The 23,932-nt window shown below is 74.3% G+C and carries 26 protein-coding genes and 1 pseudogene; 18 read left to right on the forward strand and 9 right to left on the reverse strand.

The features are described from left to right. The 4 genes and pseudogenes from ABZ920_RS13085 to ABZ920_RS13100 all read right to left on the reverse strand — a co-directional run. Nucleotides 1-137 (reverse strand): annotated as a pseudogene (locus ABZ920_RS13085) (RNA polymerase sigma factor SigF); the annotation flags it as partial. A 172-nt stretch (nucleotides 138-309) separates the two neighbouring features. After that, nucleotides 310-765, reverse strand: a complete 456-nt coding sequence (locus tag ABZ920_RS13090) for a hypothetical protein (RefSeq protein WP_361502714.1) — start codon at nucleotides 763-765, stop codon at nucleotides 310-312. Between the two features lie 3 nt (nucleotides 766-768). After that, on the reverse strand, nucleotides 769-1,800 hold the full coding sequence (locus ABZ920_RS13095; RefSeq protein ID WP_361502717.1) for a YihY/virulence factor BrkB family protein: 1,032 nt from the start codon (nucleotides 1,798-1,800) through the stop codon (nucleotides 769-771). Between the two features lie 249 nt (nucleotides 1,801-2,049). Further along, a complete protein-coding gene (locus ABZ920_RS13100; RefSeq protein ID WP_361502720.1) occupies nucleotides 2,050-2,613 on the reverse strand; it encodes a DNA starvation/stationary phase protection protein in 564 nt (187 codons plus the stop codon). Between the two features lie 252 nt (nucleotides 2,614-2,865). Between ABZ920_RS13100 and ABZ920_RS13105 the strand changes: the two genes are divergently transcribed. The 3 genes from ABZ920_RS13105 to ABZ920_RS13115 all read left to right on the forward strand — a co-directional run bounded on the left by ABZ920_RS13105 (nucleotide 2,866) and on the right by ABZ920_RS13115 (nucleotide 6,093). After that, nucleotides 2,866-3,846, forward strand: coding sequence for a hydroxyacid dehydrogenase (locus ABZ920_RS13105; protein WP_361503114.1), 981 nt, complete (start codon nucleotides 2,866-2,868; stop codon nucleotides 3,844-3,846). A 1,052-nt stretch (nucleotides 3,847-4,898) separates the two neighbouring features. Further along, entirely contained in the window at nucleotides 4,899-5,546 is a 648-nt protein-coding gene (locus ABZ920_RS13110) for a CBS domain-containing protein (protein ID WP_361502723.1), read from the forward strand. A gap of 25 nt (nucleotides 5,547-5,571) precedes the next feature. Then, a complete protein-coding gene (locus ABZ920_RS13115; protein WP_361502726.1) occupies nucleotides 5,572-6,093 on the forward strand; it encodes a CBS domain-containing protein in 522 nt (173 codons plus the stop codon). Nucleotides 6,094-6,435: 342 nt separating this feature from the next. Here ABZ920_RS13115 and ABZ920_RS13120 read toward each other — a convergent pair whose 3' ends face one another. Beyond that, entirely contained in the window at nucleotides 6,436-8,187 is a 1,752-nt protein-coding gene (locus ABZ920_RS13120; protein ID WP_361503117.1) for a GAF domain-containing sensor histidine kinase, read from the reverse strand. 336 nt (nucleotides 8,188-8,523) lie between these two features. Between ABZ920_RS13120 and ABZ920_RS13125 the strand changes: the two genes are divergently transcribed. From ABZ920_RS13125 to ABZ920_RS13180, 12 genes are all read left to right on the forward strand, one after another. Beyond that, a complete protein-coding gene (locus ABZ920_RS13125; protein ID WP_361502729.1) occupies nucleotides 8,524-10,179 on the forward strand; it encodes a multicopper oxidase family protein in 1,656 nt (551 codons plus the stop codon). A 286-nt stretch (nucleotides 10,180-10,465) separates the two neighbouring features. After that, nucleotides 10,466-10,702 carry a ferredoxin gene (locus ABZ920_RS13130; protein ID WP_361502732.1) on the forward strand — a complete coding sequence of 79 codons (237 nt, stop codon included), beginning with the start codon at nucleotides 10,466-10,468 and terminating at the stop codon, nucleotides 10,700-10,702. Continuing rightward, nucleotides 10,692-12,086 carry an FAD/NAD(P)-binding oxidoreductase gene (locus tag ABZ920_RS13135; protein WP_361502735.1) on the forward strand — a complete coding sequence of 465 codons (1,395 nt, stop codon included), beginning with the start codon at nucleotides 10,692-10,694 and terminating at the stop codon, nucleotides 12,084-12,086. The genes ABZ920_RS13130 and ABZ920_RS13135 overlap by 11 nt, the downstream gene beginning before the upstream one ends. A gap of 54 nt (nucleotides 12,087-12,140) precedes the next feature. Then, nucleotides 12,141-13,379: a cytochrome P450 gene (locus ABZ920_RS13140; RefSeq protein ID WP_361502738.1), complete on the forward strand. Its 1,239-nt coding sequence runs from the start codon at nucleotides 12,141-12,143 to the stop codon at nucleotides 13,377-13,379. Nucleotides 13,380-13,637: 258 nt separating this feature from the next. Beyond that, on the forward strand, nucleotides 13,638-13,844 hold the full coding sequence (locus ABZ920_RS13145) for a hypothetical protein (protein ID WP_361502741.1): 207 nt from the start codon (nucleotides 13,638-13,640) through the stop codon (nucleotides 13,842-13,844). A 42-nt stretch (nucleotides 13,845-13,886) separates the two neighbouring features. Beyond that, nucleotides 13,887-14,357 carry a hypothetical protein gene (locus tag ABZ920_RS13150; protein WP_361502744.1) on the forward strand — a complete coding sequence of 157 codons (471 nt, stop codon included), beginning with the start codon at nucleotides 13,887-13,889 and terminating at the stop codon, nucleotides 14,355-14,357. Between the two features lie 354 nt (nucleotides 14,358-14,711). Further along, the gene (locus ABZ920_RS13155) at nucleotides 14,712-16,271 is read left to right on the forward strand and encodes an ATP-binding protein (RefSeq protein ID WP_361502747.1); all 1,560 of its coding nucleotides are present in this window, start codon (nucleotides 14,712-14,714) and stop codon (nucleotides 16,269-16,271) included. Beyond that, on the forward strand, nucleotides 16,268-16,672 hold the full coding sequence (locus ABZ920_RS13160; RefSeq protein WP_361502749.1) for a roadblock/LC7 domain-containing protein: 405 nt from the start codon (nucleotides 16,268-16,270) through the stop codon (nucleotides 16,670-16,672). Before ABZ920_RS13155 ends, ABZ920_RS13160 begins: the two co-directional genes overlap by 4 nt. After that, nucleotides 16,669-17,016: a DUF742 domain-containing protein gene (locus ABZ920_RS13165; protein WP_361502752.1), complete on the forward strand. Its 348-nt coding sequence runs from the start codon at nucleotides 16,669-16,671 to the stop codon at nucleotides 17,014-17,016. The genes ABZ920_RS13160 and ABZ920_RS13165 overlap by 4 nt, the downstream gene beginning before the upstream one ends. A 13-nt stretch (nucleotides 17,017-17,029) precedes the next feature. Continuing rightward, a complete protein-coding gene (locus tag ABZ920_RS13170; RefSeq protein ID WP_361503120.1) occupies nucleotides 17,030-17,623 on the forward strand; it encodes an ATP/GTP-binding protein in 594 nt (197 codons plus the stop codon). After that, nucleotides 17,620-18,840 (forward strand): cytochrome P450, encoded by a 1,221-nt coding sequence (locus tag ABZ920_RS13175; protein ID WP_361502755.1) that lies wholly within the window; start codon nucleotides 17,620-17,622, stop codon nucleotides 18,838-18,840. The genes ABZ920_RS13170 and ABZ920_RS13175 overlap by 4 nt, the downstream gene beginning before the upstream one ends. Beyond that, a complete protein-coding gene (locus ABZ920_RS13180) occupies nucleotides 18,837-20,096 on the forward strand; it encodes a cytochrome P450 (protein WP_361502758.1) in 1,260 nt (419 codons plus the stop codon). The genes ABZ920_RS13175 and ABZ920_RS13180 overlap by 4 nt, the downstream gene beginning before the upstream one ends. 108 nt (nucleotides 20,097-20,204) lie before the next feature. Here the strand turns inward: ABZ920_RS13180 and ABZ920_RS13185 are convergent, their stop codons facing one another. Further along, nucleotides 20,205-21,017, reverse strand: a complete 813-nt coding sequence (locus ABZ920_RS13185) for a pyridoxal-phosphate dependent enzyme (RefSeq protein WP_361502761.1) — start codon at nucleotides 21,015-21,017, stop codon at nucleotides 20,205-20,207. A gap of 20 nt (nucleotides 21,018-21,037) precedes the next feature. Between ABZ920_RS13185 and ABZ920_RS13190 the strand changes: the two genes are divergently transcribed. Together ABZ920_RS13190 and ABZ920_RS13195 are read left to right on the forward strand one after the other, a co-directional pair. Further along, nucleotides 21,038-21,190, forward strand: a complete 153-nt coding sequence (locus tag ABZ920_RS13190) for a hypothetical protein (protein WP_361502764.1) — start codon at nucleotides 21,038-21,040, stop codon at nucleotides 21,188-21,190. Between the two features lie 36 nt (nucleotides 21,191-21,226). Beyond that, complete coding sequence (locus ABZ920_RS13195; RefSeq protein ID WP_361502766.1) at nucleotides 21,227-21,445, forward strand: peptidoglycan-binding domain-containing protein; 219 nt, start codon at nucleotides 21,227-21,229, stop codon at nucleotides 21,443-21,445. An 87-nt stretch (nucleotides 21,446-21,532) separates the two neighbouring features. Here the strand turns inward: ABZ920_RS13195 and ABZ920_RS13200 are convergent, their stop codons facing one another. The 3 genes from ABZ920_RS13200 to ABZ920_RS13210 form a co-directional block, all read right to left on the reverse strand. After that, the gene (locus ABZ920_RS13200) at nucleotides 21,533-21,751 is read right to left on the reverse strand and encodes a DUF1918 domain-containing protein (protein ID WP_361502769.1); all 219 of its coding nucleotides are present in this window, start codon (nucleotides 21,749-21,751) and stop codon (nucleotides 21,533-21,535) included. Between the two features lie 169 nt (nucleotides 21,752-21,920). Next, nucleotides 21,921-22,214, reverse strand: coding sequence for a hypothetical protein (locus ABZ920_RS13205; RefSeq protein WP_361502771.1), 294 nt, complete (start codon nucleotides 22,212-22,214; stop codon nucleotides 21,921-21,923). Between the two features lie 469 nt (nucleotides 22,215-22,683). Beyond that, on the reverse strand, nucleotides 22,684-23,103 hold the full coding sequence (locus tag ABZ920_RS13210) for an STAS domain-containing protein (RefSeq protein ID WP_361502774.1): 420 nt from the start codon (nucleotides 23,101-23,103) through the stop codon (nucleotides 22,684-22,686). Nucleotides 23,104-23,476: 373 nt separating this feature from the next. Between ABZ920_RS13210 and ABZ920_RS13215 the strand changes: the two genes are divergently transcribed. Next, a complete protein-coding gene (locus ABZ920_RS13215) occupies nucleotides 23,477-23,851 on the forward strand; it encodes a VOC family protein (protein WP_361502777.1) in 375 nt (124 codons plus the stop codon). Nucleotides 23,852-23,932 lie beyond the last annotated feature (81 nt).

The raw sequence follows: 23,932 nt of genomic DNA on the forward strand, positions 1-23,932 counted from the left end.
TCCTCCAGCACCGCCAGCTGATCGAAGAACACCCGGCTCAGCTCCCGCGCGTCCCGCGGAGCCACCTTCGAGGGATCGGCGACCTCCGGCAACCGGGTTGCTTCCGCGTCCGTCCTCGCCGTCGTGATCGCCGTCATGCTGTGCCCCTCCCTGATCTCCACGTCACCGTGTCCGCCGCGGTGCCCGACGAAGGGCCGCCTACCCCGCTTTCCACGGCACACACCACCGGTTCCCGCCGGCCGCGAGTGGTGTACGGCACACCAGGCGCTCGCGTCCCGCGGGTGTTCCGGCGTTCACCCGGACCGGGCCTCACGACGCGGGCCCGGTGTCCGGGCGCGCGGTGTGGTCGGGGTGCCCGCTGGTACGGCGGCCCTCCTTCAGCTCCGCCTCGAACAGGTGGTCCTTGCCGTCGGCGAGGTCCTGGAGGGCGGCGGACTCCAGGTCCCTGAACGGCTGGTAGTAGGTGCTGTTGTAGGCCTCGACGATCTGGAAGGTCCAGTGGCCGGGGATGACGTTGCGGCCCAGCACCTCCCGTTCGACCCGCTCGGCCCACTCGTGGTGCCCGGCCTTGCGCAGCAGCTCCACCGCGCGGTCCAGTTCGAAGTCGGCGGTGCCGGTGAGCTGGTGGAAGGAGTACAGATGGCCACGGGCCCGCTCGGTGGTCTCCAGCGCCTTCGACAGCGCGCCGAGCGCCTCCACGGTCGTGTCCGTGACACCGGACGGCCGCCGGTGTGCCTCGTCGGGGCCGTCTCGTCGATCACTCATGTGCTAGGGGTCTCCTGCGTCGGCTGCGGTTGCACTTCTGTCTTCGGGTGGCGAGGCCCGGCCGGATGCCGGGCTCCGGGGCGGACCGGGGTCCGGCGGGGGGCGGTGGGCGGCTGCCGGGGGCGGCCGGCGGCCGGGTGCTTCGGTCAGTTCGGCCGTGAACTGGGCGCCGGAGAGCAGGGCGAGGTTGGACAGCCACAGCCAGATCAGGAAGACGACGACGCCGGCGAGGGAGCCGTACAGCCGGCTGTAGGCGCTGAAGACGGACGCGTAGACGGCGAAGCCCGCCGACACCGTCAGCCACAGGGCCGCCGCCAGGACTCCGCCCGGAAGGCTGTGCGACCGGCGCCGGGCCGAGGGCGGTCCGGTGCGGAACAGGACGACGACGAGAAGGACCACCAGGCACAGCAGCATCGGCCAGCGCAGCAGGCTCCAGGCCCAGGCGACGGTGCCGTCGAGGCCGAGGAGGCGGCCCGCGCTCTCGGCGACGGGGCCGGTCACGAGCAGCAGGAGCGCGCTGAGCGCGAGCAGGCCCAGCAGCACGAGCGCGGTCAGCACGATGCGGTGGGCGGTGCGCCAGGGGGACCGCCGGTCCTCGGTGCGGTGCATGCGGTGCAGGGCGCGGCGGAAGACGGCCAGGTAGCTGGAGGCCGACCACAGGGCGCTCGCCGCGCCCACGCCCAGCAGGGTCCAGGCCGCGGAGCTCGGCGTGAGCATCCGGGTCAGCAGCTCGTGCAGGGCGGATCCCGACTCGGCGGGGGCGTAGGCGGTGACGTGGGCGATGAAGTCCCTCGCCGTGCCCGGGCTGACGAGGCCGAAGGAGATCACCGTGACCAGCAGCGCGGGCAGCACCGCGAGGATGGCGTAGTAGGTGAGGGCGGCGGCGTAGTCGGAGATGTCGTCGCGCCACATCGACCCCGGGGTGCGGCGGAGGGCGGGCCACCACGCGGCGGGCGTGGCCGGCCGGGCACCGGCCGGGCGCCCCGGCGGCCGGCGCGTGCGGCCGCCGGGCACGGTCTGCGGCTCAGCGGACATGCTCCTCCACCTCGGCCTCGTGACGTCGCGGCCGGCGGTCCGGCGGCCGCCGGACCCCGGTCGCGCACCGCGCCGCGGGTGCCGGGCGGGCCGCCGCCGATGTCATACGGGTGTCGTACGGGTGTCGTACGGGCCGGGGACCGCACCGCCGCGACGGGACGACGGCGGCGGACGGTCCCACCGCCCGCTGTCGGGCGTGCCCCGGCGGGGTCCCACGGCCCGTGGGTACGGGACCGGGTGCGGGGCGGGTCAGCCGACCTCGCCGCCGCGCGAGGCGGCGTCCGTCTCGGTGGAGACGCCGGCGGTGGCCAGCTTGCCTCCCGCGCTCTCCAGGTGCGCCCGGACGAACCACTGGAACTGCTCGAGGTCGCGCAGCTGCTCGATGAGCAGGTCCTCCGTGGCGGGGTCCACTTCGCCGGCCTCCTTGACGGCGGCGCGGACGTCCGTGATCACACCCGTGTAGACCAGGTCCAGGGCGCCCAGGTGGGCGATGGCGTCGGCCCGGCCGATGGAGTAGTCGTCCCAGGTCCGCTCGCTGACGAGCGCGCCGGGCGTGCCCTGGGCCACGCCACCGAGCGCGGCGATGCGTTCGGCGACGTCGTCGGCCATCTCGCGCACCCGGTCGACCTGCGGGTCGACCATCTCGTGGACGGCGATGAAGTGGGGTCCCACGACGTTCCAGTGCACGTGCTTGAGCGTGAGGTGCAGATCGTTCAGTGCGTGCAGGCGCGTACGGAGCACTCCGATGAGCCGGCCGGCGGCCTCCAGTTCGATGCCGGGAACGGTGTACTGCGGAGTGAGGTCCTGTGCCATGAGTTCTCATACCTTCCGTGTTGCATCGGTGGCCCTAGCACTCGTGCCCCGAGACGCCGTCGGCAGACACGGTCCCCGATGATCAGTGACCGATCGGACCAGCGACGCAGGACACGCTCCGGCGGCGACGGCGGGAGGGTGAGGACGTGAAGAGCGGCCGTGCACGTACGCCGCGCCGCCCGACCGAGCGAGGAGAGCCCTGTGAACGACGTGACACCGCCGCCCGGCTTCCGCCCCCGCGCCGTCGCGGCCATGTCGGCGGACGCCGCCGAGGCGGTCCTCGACCCCCCGTCGCTGCGCGCCCTGCGGGCGGTCTGCGACCTGGCCCCGCTCCCCGTGCTGGACGACTTCGGCACACCGCGCGCCCGGTCCCTGCTCGCCGGGGCCGACCTGCTCGTCACCGGCTGGGGCTGTCCGCCGCTGGACGCGGCGGTGCTGGACACGGCGCCCCGGCTGCGGGCCGTGGTGCACACCGCGGGCAGCGTGCGCGGGCACGTCACCGAGGCCTGCTGGCGGCGCGGCCTGGAGGTCTCCTCCGCGGCCGCCGTCAACGCCCTGCCCGTGGCCGAGTACACCCTCGGCATGATCCTGCTGACCGGCAAGCAGGTCCTGGAGCGGGCGCGCGACTACCGTGCCTCCCGCGCCCGGGAGCCCTGGCAGCGCACGCCCCGCACCGTCGGCAACTACCACCGCACCGTGGGCATCGTGTCCGCGTCGCTGATCGGGCGCCGGGTCGTCGAGCTGCTCCGCCCGCACGACGTGGAGGTGCTGCTGTACGACCCGTACGTCACCGGCGAGGAGGCGGCGCACCTGGGCGTGCGCCGGGTGGAGCTGCCGGAGCTGTTCGCACGGTGCGAGACCGTCAGCGTGCACACTCCGCTGCTGCCGGCGACGCGTGGCCTGGTGGACCGCTCGCTGATCGAGGCGATGCCCGCCGGCGCCGTCCTCATCAACACCTCCCGCGGCGCCGTCGTCGACCAGGCCGCCCTGACCGACGCCCTCCTCGCGGGCCGCATCCGTGCCGTGCTCGACGTCACCGACCCCGAGGTGCTGCCGCCGGATCACCCGTTGTGGAGCTGCGACGGCGTGCTGCTCACCCCGCACCTCGCCGGCTCCCAGGGCAACGAGTGGCGGCGCCTGGCCGACCTGGCGGCCGCCGAGGTCGCGCGCTGGGCGTCCGGGGCCGGCTTCCTGCACCCCGTACGGCGCGAGAGGCTGGCCTTCACGGCGTGAGTGTCCCGTTCGCACTCCCCGCCGCGGACCGCGGGCCGAGCCCCCGTACCAGCCGCAGCCCTGGGCCACTGGGAAGCGGGTGGGGCGGGCTCCCGGCCGTTCCATGGCGCTGGTGTTCGGAGCCCGGCGGACCCTACGGCCGGGAGCCGGGCGGCGGACGATGGGCGCCCCGTTGCCGGCCGCCGGCGGACCTCCGTCCCGGCTCGGGGAAACACGGGACGGAGGCCCTGACTCCATTCCGCCCCGTCCCCGGCCATGGACGCAACCGGACGGACACGGACGTGGCTGCCGCGGGCTCCGGCCGGAGTATCGGTGCCGCACGAAGGTGAGGACACGGCGCACGGACGGCGCGGCCGCGCGGGGTCCGCGGACGGCGGCCCAAGCGCGGACTCGCGGGCCGGACCCAGCGCGGAGGTGGGGCACGTCCGGTCGCCGGCCACGACCGGGTTCGCTCGCCGCGGGCCGTGCTGCCGCCGCCAGGGGGCAGGCCGGGCCCGAGGGGGTGCCGACCGGGCCTGCGGCCGGTGAGACTGCCGGACCCGAGGCCAGTGGGCCGGCCGGACCCGAGGGGATGCCGACCGGGCCTGCGGCCGGTGAGACTGCCGGACCCGAGGCCAGTGGGCCGGCCGGACCCGAGGCCGGTCAGCCGGCCGGGCTGCCGCCGCCAGGAGGCCGGGCGCGCGCCGGGACGCCGGCGCACAGACCACGACGCGGAGACCAGCGCGGCCACGGACGGCTCACCCGCGCCCGCCGTGCTGCCGCCGCCAGGGGGCCGGCCGGACCCGAGGCCGGTCAGCCGGCCGGGCTGCCGCCGCCGGCGGGCCGGCCGGACCCGAGGCCGGTGGGCCGGCCGGGCCCCGGGTGGCGGCGTGCGGGGGGACCGCGGCGCGGAGACGGGCGCGGTCGCGGGCACGCCCGGTTCCGGTGGGCGGCGCGGTATCCGCTCGCGGGGACCGGCCGGGGACGTTCGGCCCTGTGCGCGGCGCCCGGTCCACGCCCACCCTGGCTTCAGACGGACGTGATCCGGAAGGCGACCGAGAGGAGCCGGTGCGATGAGGCAACGCAGCGTGAGTGACCTGATGACGCCCACCGCTGTAAGCGTCCAGCGGGGCACCGCGCTCATGGAGATAGTGCGGCTCCTGGAGGAGTACGACATCACGGCCGTGCCGGTCGTCGACGACGGCCGCCCCGTCGGTGTGGTCTCCGAGGCCGACCTGATGCACCGGCACACGAGCGGCAAGGCCGCGACCGTGGCCGAGGAGCTGATGACGAGCCCGGCGATCGTCGCCGAGCCGGACTGGAACGTCATCCGGGCGGCGCGGACGATGGAGGAGCACCGGATCAAGCGGCTGCCGGTGGTGGACGGCCTCGGCCGGCTGATCGGCGTCATCAGCCGCAGCGACCTGGTCCAGCTGTGGCTGCGCCGGGACCGCGCCATCCAGGAGGAGATCGTGGAGGAGATCCTCGTGGGCACGCTCGGCCTGCCGCCGTCCGCGGTGACGGTGGAGGTCAGCGACGGCAAGGTCACGCTGAGCGGCACCGTGCCCAGCAGCAGCCTCGTGCCGGTCGTCGTGCGGCTGTGCGAGAGCGTCGACGGCGTGGTCGAGGTGGTCGACCGGCTGGGCTTCCACGAGGACGACGCCGCCGTGGCGGCGGCCGGGAGCGACGGGTCCCGGCCCGAGCCGGAGACTCGCCGGTGAACCGCGTCGCCGAAGGAGCCGCCGTATGAAGGTGTCCGACGTGATGAGCGCGCCGGCGGTCTGTGTCACTCCCGGAACCTCGCTGGCGGAGGTGGCCGGCCGGCTCGCCGACGAGGGAGTCGGTTCCGTGCTGGTCGTCGAGGAGGGGGCGCTGCGCGGCATCGTCACCGACCGCGACCTCGCTCTGCGCGGGCTGGGGGCCGGGGCGGGCGCGGGCGCGCGGGCCGAGACGGTGATGTCGCCGGACGTCGTCACGGTGCGCGCGTCCGACGACGTGCACGTGGCCTACCGCGCGTTCCGCAGGTCCGGGGTGCGCCGTCTGCCCGTGCTGGACGAGGGCCGGGCGGTGGGCGTGCTGACGGTGGACGACGTGCTCCTGGACGTCTTCCAGCGGCTGGCGGACCTCCTGGGTCCGGTGGCCTGGAGCGTGCTGGACGAACCGCCCGGCCCCCCGTCGGCGCGGGGCCGAGCGGTGCGGCCGGGCGCACGGCCGTCCGGGCAGTCCCCGGTCCGCTCGGAGGCGGCACGGCGCGGAAGCGGCGTCTGAGCGAGGTGCGTCGTACGCACCGGGGCCGGGTCCGTGGCACTCCCGTCCATGGCACTCCCGTCCGTGGCGCTCCCCCGGGTCGGCGGCTGCGCAGGTGCCCCGACTGGGCGCGGCGCCTCGCCGCGTCACCGGACCGCCCTCGCATGTCCGGTACGCGGGTCGTTCCTCCGCCGCGGCCCTGCGACCCGCCGCCCCGGGTCGCCGGTGCGGCCTCACCCGACCGGGACGGGGCCGGGGCGTCCCGACGCTCGCTACGCCGTTCACGACCGGCAGGATCCCCGCCAGTGACTCGGGCCACCGGCGCGCGTCCGAGGCCGGTCCGGCCAGGGGCGGAGGCCCGGCTCACCCGGCGTCGCCCGGTGCCCACCGGTCGCCGGGTGCCCGGCAGTCGGAGGGTTCGCGCCGGTCGCCGGGGTCCCGTCCGCCGACGGGCAGCGGCACGTTCCACCGCAGGACGGTGCCGCAGGGCTGCCCGCGGGTGACGACGAAGCTGCCGCCGAGTTCCTCGGCCCTGCTGCGCAGGTTGGCCAGCCCGCTGCGCCGCGTCACGGCGGGATCGACCCCGCAGCCGTCGTCGGCCACGGTCAGCCGCAGCACCCCGTCCCGCACGTCGGCGTCGATCCGGACCGAGGCCGCGTCGGCGTGCCGGGCGATGTTGGACAGCGCCTCGCGCAGCACGGCCAGCAGGTGCTCGGCGTGCTGGGCGGGCACCTCGGTGTCCAGCAGGCCGGTCATGCGCAGCGCCGGAGTGAAGCCCAGCGTCTGCGTCGCGGTGTCGGCGAGGGCCAAAAGCTGGCCGCGCAGCCCGGTCCCGCGGTCCGGGCAGTCGCGGTGCCGCAGCCCGAAGATGGTGGTGCGGATGACCTTGATCGTGTCGTCCAGGTCGTCCACGACCCGCTGGATCCGCGTCACCGTCTCGGGCCGGTCGGCGACGCGTCCGAGGGCGGCCTGGAGGGTCAGCCCATCCGCGAAGAGGCGCTGGATCACCAGGTCGTGCAGGTCACGGGCGATGCGGTCGCGGTCGCCGGCCAGGGCGAGCTGTTCGGCGTGCTGCCGGTGCTCGGCCACCTGCAGCGCCAGGGCGACCTGGTCGGCGAACGTGCGCACCATCTCCAGGACCGTGTCGTTGAACGGGGGGCTGCCCGGCGCGTCGGCGACCTGCAGGACGCCCCGCACCCGTTCCCGGCCGCCGACGGGCACGAAGAAGCCCGGCCCGAGCGGGACGACCGAGGCGCTGCCGCCGGAGGACCGGGAGTCGCCGCTGAGGTCGTCGCTGCTGATGGTCTCGCCGGTCGCGAAGACCTTCGCCGCGAGCGTGGTCGCGGGCAGCGCCAGGCCCCGCACGAGAGGGGCCGCCTCGCCCGCGGCCGTCTCCACCACCAGGTCACCGCTGTCCCCCACCGGCAGGGCGAGCGTCACGAGGTCCGCGCCGGTCATCTCCCGCACGGTGTCGGCCAGCGAGCGCAGCGTCTGCGCCGGGGGTTCTCCGGACAGCAGCGCCCGGGTCAGGTCCGCACCCGCGGTCAGCCGGTGCTCGCGGTGCCGGCTCTCCTCGTACAGGCGCGCGTTGTCGATGGCCACGCCGGCGGCCGCGGCCAGGCTGCGCAGCACCGACTCGTCGTCCTCGTCGAACGGCCGCCCGCCCCGCTTGTCGGTCAGGTACAGGTTGCCGAAGATTCTGTCCCCGACCTGGACGGGGGTGCCGAGGAAGCCGCGCATGGGCGGGTGCCCGGCGGGGAAGCCGACCGCCTCCGGGTGGGAGCCGAGGTCGGTCAGGCGGAGCGAGCGGGGCTCGCGGATCAGCAGGCCGAGGATGCCGTGGCCCTCCGGGTAGTGGCCGATCCGCGCGATGGTCTCGTCGTCCACGCCGACGGTGATGAACTGCTTGATGCGGCCCTCTTCGCCGAGCACGCCGAGCGCGCCGTAGCGGGCGTCCACGAGGTCGACCGCGGACTGCACGATGCGCAGCAGCAGGTCCTCCAGCCGCAGGTTGCTGCCGATGGCCACGACCGCGTCCAGCAGCGTCTGCATCTGGTCGCGGCGGCCGCGCACGCGCTCGACGTGCTCCTGCAACTCGCTGAGCAGCGCGTCCATCCGCAGGTGGGGAGCGGTGCCTTCGCCACCCGTGCCCGGTCGGTCATTCACCGCGACCGTCCTCGCCTTCTGGCTTTCGTCACATGTCGACGACACGCCGCACGGCCTTACTGAACACGACACCATGGTGCCGCGAACGCGGCAAACCCGCCGCGCGGCGGAAGCGGTGCGGCGGGGGCTCCGCCGGGCGGGTGGCGGGCGGGGTGGCCGTCGCGCCCCCGTCACCGGACACCCTTCCAAGGCGGCGCACCGGCCGTGGGTCATCACGACCCGTCTTCCCGACACGCGCCGCCCCGGTTACCGCATATATCACCCCAAAGCGTGTGTTATTCATCCATGAACACACCTTCGCGGCGCACCCTGCTCAGTGCCTCGATGGCGGCCGCCGGTCTGGGAGCCCTGGCCGCCTGCTCCGGGGCCGACTCGCCTTCGCGTCCCGGCGCGGGATCCGGCTCGCATCCGGGGGCCGCCGCCCCGGGCGCCGGGCACGGCCCCTTCGTCCCCGAGGCCGCGAAGGGGTACGTGGACCCGTCCGGCCCCGAGGTGGTCGCCGCCGAGCGGAAGCGTGGGCGGGGTCCGGTGCGCAAGGTCAGGCTGACGGCCACCGAGGGGTCGTTCGATCTGGGCGGGCGGACCGTCAGGTCGTGGGCGTACGGTGACACGCTGCCCGGCAGGGAGGTCCGGGTCACCGCGGGCGACATCCTCGACCTGACGCTCGCCAACCACCTGCCCGTGGGCACGACGCTGCACTCGCACGGCATCCGCCTGCGCTGCGACATGGACGGCGTTCCGGGCCTCACCCAGCACGACATCAGGCCCGGCGCCGACTTCCGCTACCGCTTCGCCGTGACGCACCCGGGCACGTACTGGCTGCACTCGCACTCCGGGATGCAGCTCGACCGCGGCCTGTACGCCCCGCTGATCGTGGACGACCCCGACGAGCCGCTGTCCTACGACGAGGAGTGGGTCGTCGTCCTGGACGACTGGCTGGACGGCGTGGACGGCTCGACCCCGGACGAGGTGCTGGCGCAGCTGCGCAAGGGGGCCGCGCCCATGCACATGGGCGGGGCTCCGGACAAGAGCGGCGGGCACGACGGCTCCGGCCACGACAGGACCGCGGGGCACGGGCCGGCGGGGAAACGGTCCCGCGGCCCGTCCCGCATCCTGCAACATTCCCGCAGCGAGCTCCTGCAGAGCCCGGGCGGGCACGTCGACTTCCCGTACTACCTGGTCAACGGCCGCCTGCCGAAGGCCCCGTCGGTCTTCCGGGCCCGCCCGGGCGACCGCATCCGGCTGCGGATCATCAACGCGGGAGCGGAGACCGCCTTCCGCGTGGCGCTGGGCGGCCACCGGATGACGGTGACCCACACGGACGGCTACCCGGTCGAGCACAGGACCACGGACGCGCTGATCATCGGCATGGCCGAGCGCTACGACGTACTGGTCACCGCCGAGGACGGGGTCTTCCCGCTGGTCGCCCTCGCCGAGGGCAAGAAGGGGCGGGCGCTGGGGGTGCTGCGCACCGGCGGCAGGGAGGACCTCCCCAAGCCCTCGGTGCGCCCGGAGGAGCTCGACGGCCGCATCGTGCCGGCCCAGCGTCTGGTGCCGCACGAGTCCGTGGCCCTGCGCGAGGGAGAGCCGGACCGCGATCTGCGGATCAGGCTGACCGGCAGCATGAGGAACTACGACTGGGGCTTCGACCACCAGCCGTTCTCGATGGAGCGGCGCCACCCCGTCCGTCAGGGTGAGCGGGTCCGGCTGACGCTGATCAACGCCACCGACATGTGGCACCCGATGCACCTGCACGGGCACACGTTCGCCATGACCGGCCTCGGCGCGTCCGGCGCCCGGAAGGACACCGCGATCGTCCTGCCGCACCGCAAGCTGGTGGTCGACTTCCGCGCCGACAATCCGGGGCTGTGGATGCTCCACTGCCACAACCAGTACCACTCCGAGTCCGGCATGATGACCGTGCTCGGCTACCGCAAGTGACGAGCGGCCGCCTCCCCGGCGGACCGGCGCGCGGCCGCTGCGCCGGGGACACACGGCTGCTACTCGGCCCGGACCCGCCCGGTCCGCGTGCACAGAACGCCGTGAGGCCGTGACAGGGTGCATGCGCCGTACGTCCGGCGGCGGTGCGGCCGGTCACCCCATCGGCGGGCGCCGGCGCGCGAGCGCGCGGCGGCTCTCCGATGCTGGCCGGGGGACGGCCGCCGTCCGCGGGTGCCCGCGCGGGCGGGGCCCCCGCGGACCTGACTGCCGGAAGGGCGGTGCGGTGATGAGGCTTGTCGTCGATCTCAACCGGTGCCAGGGCTACGCCCAGTGCGCCTTCCTGGCGCCCGACGTGTTCGTGATGCACGGCGAGGAATCACTGGTCTACAACCCCCGGCCGGAGCCGGCACAGCGCGAGAAGGTGGCACGCGCCGTCGCCGCCTGCCCGGTGGGCGCGATCACGGCCGGCGGGCTGGACGCCGCGGCCGGCGAGCAGGCCTGGGAGACCCTCGATGCCACCTGAGGACTACCTCGCGTGGCTCCGCCGTGAGGGCCGGATCGTGATCGTCGGGGCCTCGCTGGCCGGTCTGCGGGCCGCCGAGACCCTGCGCGCGGAGGGCTTCACCGGATCCCTCACGCTGGTCGGTGACGAGCCGTACGAGCCGTACGACCGGCCGCCGCTGTCCAAGGCGGTCCTGCTGGGCAGGGCGCGGCCGGACCGGACGGAACTGCCCCGGCGCGGGGAGATCGACGCGACCTGGCGTCTGGGGGTGGCGGCGACCGGGCTGGACACGACCGCCCGGCGGGTCCGGCTGGCCGACGGCGACGAGGTGCCCTACGACCGGCTGCTGATCGCGACCGGTGTCCGCGCCCGGCCCTGGCCGCAGGAGGCGGAGGCCCAGCTCGACGGGGTGTTCGTGCTGCGGACCCGGGACGACGCGGTCCGGCTGCACCGGCGGTTGCAGGCGTCACCGCGCCGGGTGCTCGTGATCGGCGCCGGGTTCACGGGGTCGGAGATCGCCTCCGCCTGCCGGCACCGGGACATCCCCGTCACCGTGGCGGAGCGCGCGGGCGCGCCTCTGGTGGGCGCCCTCGGCGGGGTCGTCGGGGCGGTGGCCGCCGACCTGCACCGGGACAACGAGGTCGACCTGCGCACCGGTGTGACGGTGACCGGGCTGGAGGGGGACGCGGCGGGCCGGGTGCGGGCCGCCCATCTGTCCGACGGCGACGTGGTCGAGACGGACGTCGTGGTCGTGTCGCTGGGCGCCACCCGCAACACGGGCTGGCTGACCGGCTCCGGGCTGGGCGCCGGTCCCCGCGGCATCGCGTGCGACGCCGGCTGCCGGGCATTCGACTTCCGGGGCATCGTGACCGACGACGTCTACGTCGCGGGCGACGTCGCCCGGTCCCCGCACGCGCTGTTCGGCTACCAGTTCCTGTCCCTGGAGCACTGGGGCAACGCGGTGGCCCAGGCCGAGGTGGCCGCGCACAACATGATCAGCCCCGGCGCGGAGCGCCGTCCGCACCTGTGGATGCCGGCGTTCTGGTCGGCGCAGTTCGGCGTGAACATCAAGTCCGTCGGGGTGCCGTCCATGGGCGACCAGATCATGATCACGCAGGGGTCGCTCGCCGAGCGCCGCTTCGTCGGCGTCTACGGCTACCAGGGGCGGGTGATCGCGGCGGTGAGTTTCGACAACACGCGGTGGCTGGAGTTCTACCAGCGCCTGATCGAGACGGGGGCGCCGTTCCCGGTGGAGTTCCCGACGGTGGACCGGCGGCCGGAGGGCCGGCGGCCGGTCCCGGCGGACTTCCCCGACCCGTCCCTGCCGACGCACGGCCCCACCGTGACGCTCAGTGGCTACTCACCGGCCGACCGGCGCCTGGTCTTCACACCGGCCCGCGCCTGACCGGGGTGCCGGCCGCCCGCACCGCCCAGGACCTCCCCGCCCGAAGGACGCCTCATGACGGACGCCTCGCTCGTGCGCCGGATCACCGACTTCGCCCACCGCGCGAACCCGTACCCGCTGTACACGGAACTCCGCCGGACCCCGGTGCTGTACGAGGAGGAGGGCGGCCCGTACGTCGTCAGTTCGTACTGGGACATCGAGAGCCTGCTCCACGATCCGCGGATCAGCTCCGACGCCGCCAACCTCACCGCACCGGACGAGGACGAGCTGTCGGTGGCGGAGGAGACGGGCCTGCCGCCGAGCTTCATCCGGCTGGACCCTCCCGAGCACGACCGGCTGCGGCGGATCGCCAACCGCTCCTTCGGCCCGCCGCACCGGCCGCACCGGATCGACGCGATGCGCGGCGAGCTGAGCGCGATCGTCTCCGGCCTCATCGACGGCCTCGGCGACGCCCGGCAGGTCGACGTGGTCGACCAGTTCGCGTATCCGTTCCCGGTCACCGTCATCTGCCGGCTGCTGGGGGTGCCGCGTGAGGACGAGCCGCGCTTCCGCGGCTGGGTCGACGTGATCGTCGCCGGTCTGGATCCGGAGACCCGCAGGGAGGGGGACGCCGGCTTCCAGCACTCGGTGCGGGAGGCGCGAATGCAGCTCGGCATGTACCTGGCCGGGCTGGTCGAGCAGCGCCGCCGGGAACCCGGGGAGGACCTGCTGTCGGACCTGGCGGTGAGCGGCGGGCCGGACGGCTCGATGTCGGTCATGGAGGTGCTCAGCACCGCGGTGCTGCTGCTGATCGCCGGCCACGAGACGACGGTCAACCTCGTCACCAACGGCATGCTGACCCTGCTGCGCCACCCGGACACGCTGCGGCGGCTGCGCGGCGAACCGGCCTGGGCCGTCAACGTCGTGGAGGAGCTGCTCCGGTACGAGCCGCCGGTGCAGTTCCTGCCGCAGCGGACCTGCATCGCCGACATCGAGGTGCACGGCGTGACGATCCCGAAGGGGTCGAGGATCTGGCTGGTGCTCGCCGCGGGCAACAGGGACCCGGAGCGTTTCCGGGACCCCGACCGCTTCGATCCCGACCGGGAGGACCTGCAGCACCTCGGGTTCGGCAGCGGCATCCACAGCTGCTTCGGGGCGCCGCTGGCCCGGCTGGAGGCGCAGATCGCGCTCTCGGAGCTGGCCCGCCGGCTCGACGGCCCGCGCCTGATCGAGGACCCGCCGCCCTACCGGCGGAACGCGGTCCTGCGGGGCCCGCGCCACCTGAACGTCGCGGTCGACGGAATCCTCCCGTGACACCCGCCTTGCCGCCGGGAATCGCCCGTGACGCCCGGTCCTCGCCGCCGGCAGGATCCCGCCGGTACCGCCCGCTCTTCTCCGCCGGCACGCGGTGCCCGTGACCTGTCCCCCCGGCTTCGGCGGCTTTCCCTGCCCGGGGCAGTGGGGCGTCACGCCGCGCGGGCCGTTTTCGCGGAAAGCAAGGGTGGACATCTCCGAAAAATCGGACAAAATGGAATCGCATCCCTGCTGCGACTTCCGAGGAGCCGCCCCCCTATGGCGCACGGAGCCCACCACAGCCCCACCCCGCCGCCCCACGCCGATCCCGGTCTGGCTCGCGACTGCGAGCAGTGCCTCGGCTGGGGAACCGTCATCACCCGCGACGGCGAGCACGAACTCTGCGGCACGTGCCAGTCGCAGAGCGGCGACGACGCGAATGCCCACGCGGCCGCACGAGTGGTGCGTCCCCCGACATGGTCGTAGCGTCGGTACAGGTCGCCTCGTCAGCGGGAGGACGGTACGCCCATGGGTGCACGCACGGTGAGAGCAGCGGTGACGGTCTGTGCCGCGGCGTCGCTCGCGGCGGCCATGGGAACGGCGACGGCCGCGCCGGCGGCCGCCCCGCCGGACAGGGACTCCGTGGCCCAGCAGCAGTCCCGGCGGCCGGTGCTCGTCGACTGCTTCTGGCACCCGCGGCAGCGTCCCGGTGACTTCATCCTCGCCTGCGGCGACGGCAACAGCCGGCTGCACTCGCTCATTTGGTCGCACTGGGGGCCGGGCTCGGCGACGGCCAGGGGCGTCAACGTGGTCAACGACTGCACGCCGTACTGCGCGGTGGGCACGTTCCACTCCTACCCGGTCGTCGTCCGGCTCGACAGCCCGCAGCCCTGGAAGAAGCACCCCTCGCTGCACCACTTCACGCGCATCAGCCTGGTCTACCCGGAGGGCAGGCCGGACGGCTTCGAGCGCGTCATCACCTACCCCCTGTGGAACTGACCCGGTCCGGCTTCCCGCCGGCGGACACCCCGGGAGACCCGCGCGACCCCACGGACGCGCGGGTCTCCGCGCGTCCGGCGGGCCCCGGCGGCGGAGCGCGCGGCGGCCGCGGCGGGCGGCGGCCGTCGACGCCCGGGGGTCCCGGCCCCGCATGCGGGGTGGGCGCGGTTTGCTCCCGATGGGTCGGGGTGCCGCGGACGATGGCCGTGAAGCGTTGCCCATCTGATCAGGAACTCTCGTATAGTGAGCGCCAGTTGAGCCTCACGTGTCACGTTCCATCAGCCCGGGACCTGTGTGTCCGGGACCGGACCGAGGGCCGTCCGCGACCGGGACGGCCACCCAAGGACCCGATTGATGACCGCGCCCACGCACCCCGGCGAGCGACCCACCGTCCGCACCGTCGCCCCGGTTCCCGTACTCACCGCCGTCCTCGCGGCGGCGGCGGTCGCGGCAGGGGTCGCCGCGGCTCCCGCGGCGATGCGGGTCCCGCTCCTGTGGGGCGCCGGCGCCGGTGCCCTGGCGCTGTGCGCGGCCGTCACCTGGGCGGTGCACGCCGCCCAGACGGCCCGGGTCGCCCGCCGCCGGCTGGACGCGGCGGCCGAGGACGCCCGCCGACTGGTGGCGGAGCGGGCCCGGGACGCCGAGGAAGCCCGCCAGGAGCAGCAGCGGCTGATCGACGAACTGGCCCGGCAGCGCGCCGAGTTCGCCGACTCCCTCGCCGAGGAGCGGGCCCTTCTGCAGAGCCGCAGCGACCGTCTCGCCCGCGACAACGAGCGTCTGAGCGAGCAGGTGCGGCAGGCCGCCCGGGAGCGTGCGGCGGCGATCTCCGCGACCTCCAACGCGGCGGCGCGCCTGCAGGCCCTCGCCACCGCGACGCTCGCCGACCTGCGGTCCATGGAGGAACGCCACTCCGACGAGGACGTCCTCGCGGACCTGCTGCACCTCGACCACCGCACCGCGCAGGCCGGCCGGCTCGCCGACTCCGTCGCCGTCCTCACCGGCGCCCGCTCGGGCCGCCGCTGGGCCCGCCCGATCGCGATGGAGTCGATCCTGCGCGGCGCGATGGGCCGCATCAGCGGCTACCAGCGGGTGCGCGTGCACGCGGCGAGCGAGAGCGCCGTCGCCGGTCACGCGGCCGAGGGAGTGATGCACGCGCTCGCCGAACTCCTCGACAACGCCGCCAACTTCTCGCCGCCGACGGCCGAGGTCCACGTCTACGTCGAGGAGGTCCCGGCCGGCGTCATCGTGTCCGTCGAGGACAGCGGGCTGGTGATGAGCGACGTGCAGCTGCGGCGGGCCGAGCAGGCCGTCTCCGGCGACACCTCGGGGCTCGGCGGCCTCACCGGCACCCGGCTGGGTCTCGCCGTGGTCGGCCGGCTGGCCACGAAGTACGGCCTGAAGGTCTCCTTCCGCCCGTCCGCGCGCGGCGGTACCGGCGTCCTGATGCTCATCCCGCAGGACATCCTCGCCAGTCCGGCCGCCCCCGAGCGCCCCGCGGCGGGCCTGCCCCGCCCGGCGTCCGGGCGGCGACCGGCGGCCTCCGCGCCGCGGGTGGACCCCGCCCCCGTCCACGAGACGGCCGCCGCCGACGCCGAGGACGCCGACGGGCGCCCCGCCGGCCTGCCCAGGCGGCGCCGCGGACGCACCCTGGCCCAGGCCGAGCGGGCGCGGTCCACGGCCCGCTCCGCCGAGCCGCGCACCACGCCCGGCCCCGAGGACGCCAAGGCACGGGCCGCCCGCTTCAGCAGCTTCCGCCAGGCGGTCCGCACCTCCGCCCGGCAGCAGGCGCCCGCGCAGGCCCCGGCGCCGCGTCCCGGTACGGAACGCGACGCCCACAGCGCATCCGAGCAGCCGGACGCCTCCAGCACCCCCACCCATCCGTCCGCGCACCCGGAAGGCGACACCACTTCATGACCGGCACCACCGCCGACGAGAAGCTCACCTGGCTCATCGAGGGCCTCCTGGAGCGCACCCCGGGCGCACGGCACGCTCTCGTCCTCTCCCGTGACGGGCTGAAGCTGTGCCGCACCCCCGAACTGACCGTCGACCAGGCCGACCAGCTCGCCGCCATCGCCGCGGGCATCCAGTCGCTGTCGCACGGGGCGTCCGTGGAGTTCGGCGACGGCAGCGGAGGCGTGCGCTCGGCCATGACGGAGTTCTACGGGGGCGTGCTGTTCATCGTCGAGGCGGGCGACGGCGCGCACCTGGCGGTCGTCACCACCGAGGACGCCGACGCCGGGCTCGTCGGGCACACCATGAGCGAACTCGTGGAGCAGATCGGCGAGCACCTCACCGCGCAGCCCCGGACGTCATGAGCCGTCCCGGCAGGGACGACGCTCCCGACCGCCTCTACACCATCACCGGCGGGCGCAGCAGGTCCGGATCCGACAACCCCTTCGACCTGGTGACGCTGGTCGTCGCCGAGTCGGGACCCACGCCCGGGATGCAGTCGGAGCACGCGGCCATCCTGCGCATGGCCGAGTTCCCGACGGCCGTGGTCGAGATCGCCGCCGAGCTGCGCCTGCCCGTGAGCATCACCAAGGTCCTGCTGTGCGACCTCCTCGCGGCGGGCCGTGTCAGCGCCCGCCATCCGCGCAGGGCAGCCGTTCCCGACCCCGACATCCTGGAGCAGGTGCTCGTTGGACTCCGCAATCTCTGACGCGCGCACCCCACTGGGTGCCTCCGCCGACAACGGCCTGAAGATCGTGGTGGTCGGCGGCTTCGGCGTCGGCAAGACCACGCTGGTCCGTTCGGTGAGCGAGATCCGTCCCCTGAACACCGAGGAGACGATGACCCAGGCGGGCGAGGCGGTCGACGACATCAGTGAGGTGCGCGGCAAGACCGCCACCACCGTCGCCTTCGACTTCGGCCGCATCACGCTCGACGCGCGCAACGTGCTGTACCTGTTCGGCGCGCCCGGCCAGGAGCGGTTCTGGTTCCTGTGGGACCGGCTGTTCTCCGGCACGCTCGGCGCGGTCGTCCTGGTCGACACCCGGCGCATCGACGACTCGTGGTACGCCATCGACCGCCTCGAACACCACGGCACGCCCTTCGTCGTGGCGTGCAACGACTTCGGCGGTCCCGCGCACTCCCCCGGCGACGTCCGCGAGGCCCTCGATCTCGACCCGCAGGTGCCGCTGCTGACCTGCGACGCGCGCTCCCGGGAGTCCAGCAAGCAGGTCCTCGTCACGCTGGTCCGGCACGTCCGGGACCGGTACGCCGGCCAGGCCGCCCCGGCGGCCCTGCCCCGACAGGAGTACGTGTGACGTCCGACGCCGTCCCCCTCGGCGGACCACGGTTCCAGACCGAACCCGCGCGCCTGTACCGGGAGATGCGCAAGGAGCACGGGGCCGTCACCCCGGTGCTGCTCGACGGCGGCATCCCGGCCTGGCTGGTGCTCGGCTACCGCGAACTGCACCAGGTCACCGGAGACCCGGTGCTGTTCAGCCGGGACTCCGACCTGTGGAACCAGTGGGAGAACATCCCCGACGACTGGCCGCTGCTGCCGATGATCGGCCACAAGCAGCCGTCGATCCTGTACACGGTCGGCGAGCGCCACCGCCGGCGCGCGGCGATGGTCAGCGACGCGCTGGAGGCCGTCGATCCCTCCCAGCTGCGCCACCACGCGGAGCGGTTCGCGGACGAGCTGATCGACGCGGTGTGCCTGCGGGCCGAGGCCGACCTCATCGCCGACTACGCGATGCTGCTGCCGGTGCGGGTGCTGGCCCGGCTCTACGGCTTCTCCGACGAGGAGGGGCCGGGACTGGTCACCGCGCTCAACGACATGATCGACGGCCGTGAGCGGGCGATCGCGGGCCAGACGCACCTGGCCGCGTCGATGGCGCGGCTGCTCGCCGAACGCAAGGCGCATCCGGCCGACGACGTCGCCTCCCGGATGCTGGCCGACGGGAGCGGCTTCAGCGACGAGGAGATCGCCCAGGACCTGATGGTGATGATGGCGGCGGGTCACCAGCCGACGGCGGACTGGATCGGCAACTCGCTGCGCCTGATGCTGACCGACAGCCGTTTCGCGGCCTCGCTGTTCGGCGGCCGCAACAGCGTGGCCGAGGCCATGAGCGAGGTGCTGTGGGAGGACACGCCGACGCAGAACGTGGCCGGCCGCTGGGCGTCCCGCGACACCCGGCTGGGCGACCGCGCGGTCCGCGCGGGCGACCTGCTGCTGCTCGGACTGCAGGGCGCGAACTCCGATCCCCAGGTCCGCACCCACGGATCCGAGCTGACCGGTGGCAACCACGCGCACTTCTCCTTCGGCCACGGCGAGCACCGCTGCCCCTTCCCGGCCCAGGAGATCGCCGAGGTGATCGCGCGGACCGCCATCGAGGTGGTGCTGGACCGGCTGCCGGACATCGACCTGGCGGTGCCCGCCGAGTTCCTGACGCGTCGCCCCTCGCCCTGGCTGCGGGGGCTGACCGAGTTGCCCGTGCGGTTCACCCCGACCCCGGCCCTGGGAGGCACGCCATGACGACGACCGGCACCGAAGGAACCAGCGCCGAAGGAACCAGCGCCGCGGAGACCCGGATCGTCCTGGACCCGTTCGTCGGCGACCTGGACGGCGAGAGCGCCCGGCTGCGCGCGGCCGGTCCGCTGGCCGCCGTCGAACTGCCGGGCGGCGTCCCCGTCTGGGCCGTCACCCACCACGCCGAGGCGAAGGCGCTGCTGACCGATCCCCGCCTGGTCAAGGACATCACGGTGTGGGGCGCCTGGCAGCGCGGCGAGATACCGCGGGACTGGCCGCTGATCGGCCTGGCCAACCCCGGCCGCTCCATGCTCACCGTGGACGGCGCCGACCACCGCCGGCTGCGGGCCCTGGTGGCCCAGGCGCTCACCCCGCGCCGGGTGGAGCGGATGCGCGAGCGGATCACCGAGCTCACGAACGAACTGCTGGACGGCCTGCCCGTGGCCGAGGAGGTCGTGGACCTCAAGGCGGCCTTCGCCTACCCGCTGCCGATGTACGTGGTCGCCGAGCTGATGGGCATCGACGCCTCGCTGCTGCCCCGGCTGAAGGTGCTGTTCGAGAAGTTCTTCTCGACCCGGACCCCGCCCGACGAGGTCGTCGCCACCCTCGGGGAGCTGGCGCAGCTCATGGGCGACACGGTCGCGGCCAAGCGCGCGCACCCGGGCGAGGACCTGACCAGCGCCCTGATCCAGGCGTCCGAGGACGGCGACCGGCTGACCGACGAGGAGATCGTCTCCACGCTCCAGCTCATGGTCGCGGCGGGCCACGAGACGACGATCTCGCTGCTCGTCAACGCGGTCGTCAACCTGTCCGCGCACCCCGACCAGCGCGCGCTCGTGCTGTCCGGGCAGGCCGACTGGACGGCGGTGATCGAGGAGACGCTGCGCTGGTCGACGCCGACCTCGCACGTGCTGATCCGGTTCGCCACGGAGGACGTGCCGGTCGGCGGCAGGGTCGTCCCGAAGGGGGACGCGCTGATCGTCTCCTACGGCGCGATCGGCCGCGACGAGCAGGCGCACGGCCCCTCCGCCGGGGAGTTCGACATCACCCGGGAGACGAGGAACCGCCACATCTCGTTCGGGCACGGCCCGCACGTCTGCCCGGGCGCGGCGCTGTCCCGTCTGGAGGCCGGGGTCGCGCTGCCCGCCCTGTACGCCCGCTTCCCGCGGCTGGACCTGGCGGTCCCGGTGAAGGAGCTGCGGAACAAGCCGGTGGTGACGCAGAACGACCTCTTCGAGCTGCCCGTGCGTCTGAACCCGTAGACCCGAGCCCGTAGGGGTCGCGCCGGATCGCGTGGCGGAGGGGACGTCCGTGGGCGTCCCCTCCCCCGCGCGTCCGGAGACACCCGGCGGAAGGGTCCTGACGTCCCGTCAGCTTGCGCCGATGAGCTCGGAGAACCGGCGGGCCCCGATGTTGCCGCCCGAGACGATGACGCCGACGCGCCCGGGCACCGGGCCGATCCGGTGGGCGAGGAGTGCGGCCAGAGCGCTCGCGCCGCTCGGTTCGAGAACGATCTTCATGCGCTCGAACGCGAACCGCATCGCCTCGCGGATCTGGTCGTCGTCGACCAGGGCGACGGCGTCCACCAGGCGCCGGTTGACGGAGAAGGTCAGCTCCCCGGGGATGTCGGCGGCCTGGCCGTCGGCGATGGTGCGCGGCACGGGGACCGAGACCCGCCGGCCCGCCTCCAGGGACCGCTTGGTGTCGTCCCCCTGCTCCGGTTCGACGCCGATGACGCGCACCGAGGGCAGGAGCGCCTTGGCGGCGGTGGCGCTGCCGGCGATCAGCCCGCCGCCTCCCACCGGCACGACCAGGGCGTCCAGCTCGCCGGCCTCCTCGATCAGTTCGAGGGCCGCCGTGCCCTGGCCGGCGATGACGTGCGGATGCTCGTACGGCGGGACGAGAGCGAGGCCGCGGTCGGCTGCGAGCGCCTCCCCGATGGCGACCCGGTCACCGGTGTAGCGGTCGTAGGTGACGATCTCGGCTCCGTAGCCGGCCGTCGCCTCCTTCTTGGAGTCGGGGGTGTCCTCCGGCATGAGGATGACGGCGCTGGTGCCCAGTTCCCGGGCGGCGAGGGCCACGGCCTGCGCGTGGTTGCCGGAGGAGTAGGCGGCGATGCCCTTGGCCAGCTGCTCCGCGGGCAGGCGTGAGGCGGCGTTGTATCCCCGCAGTCGCCACCGCATCACCGCACGAGGGAGAAGACATGGCTTCACGGCGAATCATCGCGACGGCTCTGACCGCCGCGGCGTTGATCGGCGGCACCGTCACCGCCCCCGCGGCGTTCGCCGGCACCACTACCGCTCAGGCGTACACCTGCCACTACTCCCAGTCGGGGGTCTACGGGTACGCCGGCTAGGACCAGGGCACGACGGTCATTCCCAGCTCCACCGGAGTGTCGAGCTCGGGCATCGAGGCCCAGTGTCTGCTCAAGAAGGTCGGGTTCGACCCCGGCACCATCGACGGTGTCTTCGGGAGCAGGTCCAAGGCCGCTGCCAAGGCGTTCCAGTCCTATGTGAACGACAGGACCGGCTACCCCGCGATGACCGTCGACGGGGTCGTCGGCAGTCAGACCTGGCCCGAACTGCGGTACTACGCGGCCATGTACATCTGACGCGACGCGTCGTTTCCCGGCCGTCCGCGCGAAGGGGGCGGGGCGTGGCACGGAAGCCCGCCCCGCCGCCTCGGCGGCCGGAGGACGTCACCGGTGCGGCCGCGGCGCCCCGGCCATGTGGTCGGGACGGTTCTCGACCAGGCAGCCGGGGCCCGGGTAGATCTCCGTCTCGTGACCGTCCTCGTACCGCACCCGGTACGGGGGCTCCCCGTTCCGGCCGAGCACCTCGAGGACCGTGGCATGGTGCTCCGGCGTTCCCACGGTCCTGCCGGTGAACCGCAAGACGTCGCCCACGTGTACCTGCATGCCGGCTCACACTCCTCACTTGGTTGCGACACCCGGCGCTCCGAGCGGCGCGCCGGTGTGCGCGTGCCGCGGGACGACGGGCGTTCTCCTTCAGGTTTACTCCGTTACCTGCTCGCCCGGCGGGGACCCCGCCCGGCTCGCCGCCACCGGGGCCGGGTCCGTGCCGGTGTCACCGGCGGCTCCACCCGTACAGCTCCGGGACCCCGGCGCCACCGCCGGCCCGTACGGCTTCCACCACCACCTGGTGCAGGTCGCGGCTGTCCTCCTCGGACAGGCACTGGACCGGACTTCCGGTGAGGGTGAACCACTGCGACGTGCCGCTGTACTGCACCGTCACCTCCGCCTGGGTGCCGTGCCAGGTGGTGTGGACGGTCAGGTCGCCGGTGAGGATCCCGGCCTCGTCGGTCCGGACGCCCCCGCGTCCGGCGAACACCCCCGTGGTCGTCCATGATGCCCAGGTCATACCTTCACCGTTCCTCTCCGGGGCAGGGCTCAGCGCCCCTGCTCCGCGCCCGGCACCGCCTGCGCTCCCGGTCCGCCGGCGGCGCTCCGCCTCCTGCGCCCGGCGGCCGGCCGGCCCGGTCCGCCGGCGGTCTTCCTTCGATCGTGCACCAGCGGACCGGGCCGCGCCTGGGCCCAGCGGCCCCGGCCCGCCGGGCCGACCGGTCCGGGGCAGGCCGGGAGGGAAGGAGCGCATCCCTGCCGGGCGGACCGCCCGGCAGGGGCAGGCGAGGAACGTGCCGATGGGCCGGGGGGACCGGGCGGCAAGCGGAAGAGAACCGCGCGGGCGTCCGCCGGAACCGCGGGTCGCGCCGGGCGTCGAGGAGACCGGGAGGAAGGACCGCCGCGGCCTGCCGCAGCTTCCCTCAGCGAGTGGAGTTGCCCGGGCGGGCCCGGCCGGATCCGGCGGGGAGGCCCGGGCCGCCCGGGCGTCAGGTCCGGGCGGCCGAGGGGACGAAGAGATCCACCGTGCCGGTCAGTTCCAGGACCCGGTCGACGGTGGGATGAGCGGCCCGGATGGCGACGTCCTTGCCGGACCGCAGCGCCCGCCGGCGCAGTTCGAGCAGGACGTTGAGGCTGGAGCAGTCCCAGAAGGCGACGTCCCCCAGGTCGAGGTCGACTCCTTGCCCGGCCCGCCGGAGCGCGTCGTCCAGCGTCCGTCCGAGGACGCCCGCGGCATCCCGGTCGACCTCTCCGCGGATCGTCACCACCACCCTGTCGCCCTCCGGACGGCAGCCGAGCGTCGGCGGGCAGGGAAGCGCCGCGGTCCCGTCCGCCACAGCGGCCTGCCGGGCCCGCGCCGGAGTCTGGCGTGCGGATCCCTCCGCCATGCCGGCCTTTCCCCAGGTCACCCGTCCTCCTCGCCGGTCGTCCCCCCGTTGGAACGTGTTGAGCGATACACGAATTCTACGTCAGGTATTCACCTTCGCCAAGGGTGGGTGACGCCGATCGGGAGGGAGCCGTCCCGACGGCGGCCGGGACGGCCGCCTCCTCGTCCGCCGCACCAGGCCCCGGACACCCGTTGCCCGCGCCGGGCCGCTCGCGTAGGGTCACCCGACGTGAACACCGGACCGGCGCCACGCCACACACGGATCGGCCACCCGGTGGAGGGCTGACCGCACAGCGGGGGCGCGCGGAGCGCCCCCTCGGTCCGGCACGCGGACCTCCTCGGGCTCGTGCACCACGAGTCCCTTTCCCGTGTCGCACCACAGCGAGGTCAGCCGTATGACAGTCACGTTCAACCACACCATCATCGCCGCGCGGGACCGCGAGGAGTCGGCCCGCTTCTTCCGCGAACTCCTCGAGCTCCCCGCGGCACCGTCCTGGGGTCCCTTCACCAACATCCAGCTCCACGACGGCGTCCTGCTCCAGTTCGCCGAGCCGCCGGTGGAGATCCAGATGCAGCACTACGCGTTCCTGGTCGACGACGAGCTGTTCGAGCGGGCGTACCGGCGGCTGTGCGACCGCGGCGTCGAGCACTGGGCCGATCCGCAGATGCGGCGCCCGGGCGAGACCAACGACGAGCACGGCGGCCGGGGGGTGTACTTCAAGGACCCCGCCGGGCATGCGATCGAGCTGATCACGCGCCCGTACCTGTAGCCGGGGGCGTCCCGGCCGAGCGCCCGCGAGGCGGCGCCCGGCCGGGCGGGCCGGGGGCCTCGGCACGTGGCATCGCGCAGC

The organism is Streptomyces sp. NPDC046831 (genome assembly GCF_040645305.1).
Taxonomy (GTDB): Bacteria; Actinomycetota; Actinomycetes; order Streptomycetales; family Streptomycetaceae; genus Streptomyces.